This window comes from Streptomyces cahuitamycinicus (genome assembly GCF_002891435.1).
Lineage (GTDB): Bacteria > Actinomycetota > Actinomycetes > Streptomycetales > Streptomycetaceae > Streptomyces > Streptomyces cahuitamycinicus.
In genome coordinates, this window is the sequence record NZ_POUC01000514.1 from 1 (window position 1) to 5009 (window position 5009).

6 protein-coding genes are annotated in these 5009 nt (G+C 71.4%); 2 read left to right on the forward strand and 4 right to left on the reverse strand.

Annotation, left to right across the window (positions count from 1 at the left end; translation table 11 throughout):
* Both C1J00_RS38060 and C1J00_RS38065 read right to left on the reverse strand, forming a co-directional pair.
* The coding region (locus C1J00_RS38060) for a carbohydrate kinase family protein (RefSeq protein ID WP_245936675.1) at positions 1–864 on the reverse strand (864 nt) is incomplete at its 3' end.
* Between the two features lie 56 nt (positions 865–920).
* A complete protein-coding gene (locus tag C1J00_RS38065; RefSeq protein WP_102913465.1) occupies positions 921–1832 on the reverse strand; it encodes a pseudouridine-5'-phosphate glycosidase in 912 nt (303 codons plus the stop codon).
* Positions 1833–1941: 109 nt separating this feature from the next.
* Here C1J00_RS38065 and C1J00_RS38070 point away from each other — a divergent pair, with 109 nt between their 5' ends.
* Complete coding sequence (locus C1J00_RS38070; RefSeq protein WP_102913466.1) at positions 1942–2370, forward strand: VOC family protein; 429 nt, start codon at positions 1942–1944, stop codon at positions 2368–2370.
* A 90-nt stretch (positions 2371–2460) separates the two neighbouring features.
* Here the strand turns inward: C1J00_RS38070 and C1J00_RS38075 are convergent, their stop codons facing one another.
* Positions 2461–3015 carry a methylated-DNA--[protein]-cysteine S-methyltransferase gene (locus C1J00_RS38075; protein ID WP_102913467.1) on the reverse strand — a complete coding sequence of 185 codons (555 nt, stop codon included), beginning with the start codon at positions 3013–3015 and terminating at the stop codon, positions 2461–2463.
* 53 nt (positions 3016–3068) lie between these two features.
* On the reverse strand, positions 3069–3941 hold the full coding sequence (locus tag C1J00_RS38080) for a glycerophosphodiester phosphodiesterase (RefSeq protein ID WP_102913468.1): 873 nt from the start codon (positions 3939–3941) through the stop codon (positions 3069–3071).
* Between the two features lie 289 nt (positions 3942–4230).
* Between C1J00_RS38080 and C1J00_RS38085 the strand changes: the two genes are divergently transcribed.
* The coding region (locus C1J00_RS38085) for an MHYT domain-containing protein (protein WP_102913469.1) at positions 4231–5009 on the forward strand (779 nt) is incomplete at its 3' end.

Consider the following 5009-nt stretch of genomic DNA (forward strand, 5'->3'; position numbering starts at 1 on the left):
CGCCCGGCACCCCTCCGCCGCGGCGTCCTCCGGCCCGGCGCCTGCGAGCAGGGCGGCGAGGAACGCGCCGGTGAAGGCATCACCGGCGCCGGTCGTGTCCCGGGGCGTCGCCGGTGCGGCCGGGACGCGGGCGCGTACCTTCCCCGAGCGGGCCACGACTGCTCCCTCGTGCCCCTGCTTGGCGACGACCAGTGGCACGCGCAGGCTCAGCTCGGCCGCCGCCTCGACGGGGTCCGCCAGCCCGGTCAGCAGGCACGCCTCGTCCCGGCTGGGCAGCAGTACGCCCACGCCCTCGACGAGCTCCAGGAACCGCTCGGCGCCCAGCTCCGCCAGGAACCCGGCCGAAGCCGGGTCAAGACTCACCGGCACTCCACGCGCGCGTGCGGCTGCCAGGGCCACCGTCACCAGAGCCCGGCTCGACTCGGAGAACAGGAGGTAACCCGACAGGTGCAGCCTGGCCACGCCGTCGAGCAGGGCGTCCGACCAGTCTGCTGGTGCGAGCCGCATCGACGCTCCGCCGTCGGTGAGGAACGTCCGCTCCGCGGCAGCGCCCCCGTCGACCATGCAGATCACCGTGCCGGTCGGCACCAGCGGGTCGACGACGAGCTGCGGCCGTACACCCTGGGCGGCCAGCTCCCGTTCGTGCCAGGCAGCCGCATCCGTCCCGACCCGCCCGAGCAGCCGTACATCCGCCGTTCCCCGGTGAGCCGCCCAGCACGCGACATTGGCGCCCGCACCGCCCGCCACCGTCCGGATCGATGCGGTCGTGTCCGTGCCGGCCGCGAGCGGCCCCGCGTGCCGCGCGACGACATCCGTGATGACGTCCCCGACGACCAGCAAGCCCCGGCCCGCGCCCGTACCCACGGAGTCCGTTCCCTCTGAGCCCGTTCCTCCTCCCCGTCCAGGCCCGCCGTCCGCCGTCACCCCCGACAAGCCCAGGCCGCCGCGATCCGCGCCGCCAGGCGTACGTTGCCGCGGACCGCCGCCAGGTTGGCGCTCAGGGAGGCGCCGTCCGTGTGCCGCACCAGATAGTCGAGCAGGAAGGGCGTGACCGACTGGCCGGTGACCCCCTGCTCCTCACAAGCGCGCAGCGCGTCCGCGAGCACGCGTGCGTGCAGGTCCGGATCGAGCTGCTCCTCCTCGGGGACGGGGTTGGCGACGATCAGCGCCGACCCCGGCCCGTCGAGTGCGTCCTGGGCCACCATGACGCCCGCCACCTGCTCCGGCGTCCCGAGCGTCCAGTCCACCGGATGCCCCGAGTCGGAGAGGTAGAACCCGGGGAACCGGTCCGTGCCGTAACCGGCCACCGCGACACCCAGCGTCTCCAGCCGCTGCAGGGTCGCCGGCACGTCCAGGATCGACTTCACCCCGGCACACACCACCGTGATGCGCGTGCGCGCCAGCAGCCCCAGGTCGGCCGACTCGTCCTGCGTCAGCGTCCACTCCCGGTGCACCCCGCCGAGCCCACCCGTCGCGAAGATCCGCACGCCGGCCAGCGCCGCCAGCAGCGCGGTCGCCGACACCGTGGTCGCCCCGCTCGCCCCGGACGCCACCGCGAGCGGCAGGTCACGGTGGCCGAGCTTGCGGATCCCGTCCTCGTTGGCGACCCGCTCCAGCTGCTCCTTGTCCAGGCCCACATGAGGGCGCCCGTCCAGCACGGCGATCGTGGCGGGCACCGCGCCCTCCTGCCGCACGGCGGTCTCCAGCTCCAGCGCCACCTGGAGATTGCGGGGCCGTGGCAGCCCATGGGCGATGATCGTGGACTCCAGAGCCACGACCGGCCGGCGCGCGTCGATCGCCTCCCGCACTTCCTCGGACACCACCAGCACCACGCGCCTGCCTCCTGTCGGTCGGTCAGTCGTTCCCCTCCCTCATCTCTGGCGGGCGGCGCGCCGGGCCAAACCCTTGCGGGCCGATGGCGCCGTAACGAGCCTGGAGTGCATGACGGACCACATAGCACGTCTCGACCACGTCGTCCTCTGGGTGCGCGACCCGCTCGCCGCCGCCGACTTCTACGAGAAGGCCGTCGGCATGGAGGCCGTCAGGCTCGCTGAATTCGCGGCGGGTGAGGTGCCGTTCCCGTCCGTGCGGGTCAACGACGAGACCATCCTCGATCTCATGCCGCTGAGCTTCGCGGAGCGCATGACGATGCTGCCCGGCTCAGCCGACAGTGCGGGGCACCCGGTCAACCACGTCTGCCTGTCGCTGCCCCGCGGCGACTTCGACGCCCTCCTGAGCCGGCTGGCGCAACACTCCGTACCGATGTCCGACCTCGCGCACGGCTCCTTCGGAGCCCGGGGCAAAGCCACGCGCAGCTTCTACTTCCGCGATCCGGACGGCAACGTCTTCGAGGCCCGGCACTACGACTGACCAGGCCAGGCACTACGACAGTCCAGGCCAAGCAGCATGACGACCCCGGGCGGCCCGGCCCGGCGACTGACGGGGCCGCGGGGCGCCGTGTCAGAAGAGCGGCTCGGGAAGCACCCCTTCGAGGGCGAGCAGCCTCCGCTTGGTCTCCAGGCCGCCACCGAAGCCACCGATGCCGCCGCCGCTCTCGACGACCCGGTGACAGGGCACCACCACCGGCAGCGGATTGGCGCCCATCGCCATACCCACGGCCTGGGCGGCGCCCGGTCGGCCGACCCGCCCGGCCAGGTCGCCGTACCCGACGACCGTGCCGTACGGCACGCCCGAGGCCAGTTCACGCAGGACCTCCCGGTTGAAGCCGGAGATCAGCGACCAGTCGAGCGGCAGGTCGAAGTCGCGTCGCTCACCCGCGAAGTACGCCTCGACCTGGCGTATCGCCTCGGCCAGCAGCGGGGAACCGGGCGCCTCGACGGGCTCGGTGCCCAGCCGCGACGCCAGCCGTTCGACTGTTCGGTCCCGCACCGGGCCCGTGGCGTGGAACACGACGTTGACCAGGCCGCCCGGGCTCGCGGCCAGCAGCAACGGCCCGATCCCGCTCTCGACGACCGCCCACACGATCCGCGGCTCGACCTGCCCTCGGCTGTCCATGCGCCCCACAGTAGGACCCGCCACTGACAACGCAGCCCGCCCGGCTTCAGGGCTCAGCCGCCCACGGCCCTCCGCACCACGTCCGGCCTGTTCGTGATGATCCCGTCGACCCCGTACCCGGCGATCCGCCGGGCCGTCCTGGCGTCGTCGACCGTCCAGGCGAAGACCTCCAGCCGGCTGCCGTGCGGTCCGTCGAACGCCCGCACCGAGGACACGTACGCAGGGGAGAGCGAACTGTGCGAGGGGTTGATCTGGTCGGCGAACTCGGCGACGTCGAGCAGGTCCGCCACCGGCGGAGTCCCCAGGAGGCCCGTCTTCACGCCGGGCTTCAGCTCGTGCACGGTCCGCACGCTGTCCGCGCTGAAGCTCTGCACGATCAGCCGGCCCGCCAGATGCGACCGGTCGAGCCAGCCCTCGTTGCTGAGGACCTTCAGCGTCTGCCGCTCGATGCCCGGATACAGCTCCGGATTCTTGATCTCCAGGAGAAGCTTCTGGTGGTGCCGCTCCAAACGGTGCACGAACTGCTCCAGCGTCGGCACGCGCGCGCCCGCGTACGCGGGTCCGAACCAGCTGCCCGCGTCCAGCCGGGCGATCTCCGCGGCGGTGAAGTCCTTCACCTTCCACGGAGACCGGCCGGGGAAGACCTCCTCGACGTCGGTGGTACGCCGCAGGTTGTCGTCGTGGAGAACGACCAGTTCACCGTCCCTGGTCCGCTGCACGTCGTTCTCCACCCAGCGGATGCCCAGTTCCGCTGCTCTGTCCACGGCGGCCAGGGTGTTCTCGGGCGCGTACGCGGAGGCACCCCGGTGTGCGATGACCAGCGGCGACGTGCTGCCTTCCGCAGCCCGTGCGGGGGCGGCGGGGAACAGCAGTGCGGCGGTCCCCAGGAGTGCGGTGGTAGAGGCGGCAACAGCGCGCGCGTGCATGCGTACTCCTCGCGACGAGCGATCGGCGACATCACAGACAGCACAACTGTGACAGCAGAGGGTCAACGCGGGAGGGGTACAGGATGGCCACACGTTGAACGGAGATGACCCAACTCCGCTCACTGGTACCGCACAACTGAGGCAGGGGCGTGTTTCTTTGCCGGAAAGTCGTTCGACCATTCCGGTGGGGGTCATACTCTCTGCGTCAACCCTGACCGCTCGTGCGGTCCTGGGAGGGGGCGCACATCAGGCATTGCGGGACGTACACGGGCGGGAAGGGCAGCCGCGTATGCAGGGCACCATCGACGGATTCAGCTATGGCCTGGTCACACCCTTCGTGGCCTACTTCATGGCTTGCCTCGGCGGCGCCCTGGGGCTGCGCTGCACCACGAGGTCGATGCTCGTCACCCACTCATGGCGCCCCGGCTGGCTCGCCCTCGGCTCCGCAGCCATCGGCTCCGGCATATGGACCATGCACTTCGTCGCGATGATCGGCTTCACGGTCCGCGGGACCCCGATCCACTACGACAAGGCGATGACCTTCGCGAGCCTGGCCGTCGCGATCATCATGGTGGGTGTCGGGATCTTCATCGTCGGCTACAAGGGAGCCCGCGGCACGGCCCTGTTCACCGGCGGCACCATCACGGGCCTCGGCATCGCGTCGATGCACTACCTCGGCATGGCCAGCATGAGCCTGGACGGAAAACTGGAGTACAACACCGTCACCGTCGGCATCTCCGTCGCCATCGCCATGGGCGCGGCAACCGCCGCCCTGTGGGCCGCCGGCCAGGTCAGGGGCTTCCTGTGGAGCGTGGGCGCCGGTCTCGTCATGGGCCTCGCCGTCAGCGGCATGCACTACACCGGCATGGCCGCCCTCAGTGTCCACCTGCACGGCACGGCCGAACCCACGTCGGGAGAGTCGCCCGCGGCCCTGCTGGCACCCATGCTGATCGGCCCGCTCGCCTTCCTGCTCCTCGCGGGCGTCGTCGTGATGTTCGACCCGCTGATGGTCATGGGGAAACCCACCGTCGCCCCCGTCGAGCACAAGCCCGGCATCCCCGCCCACAC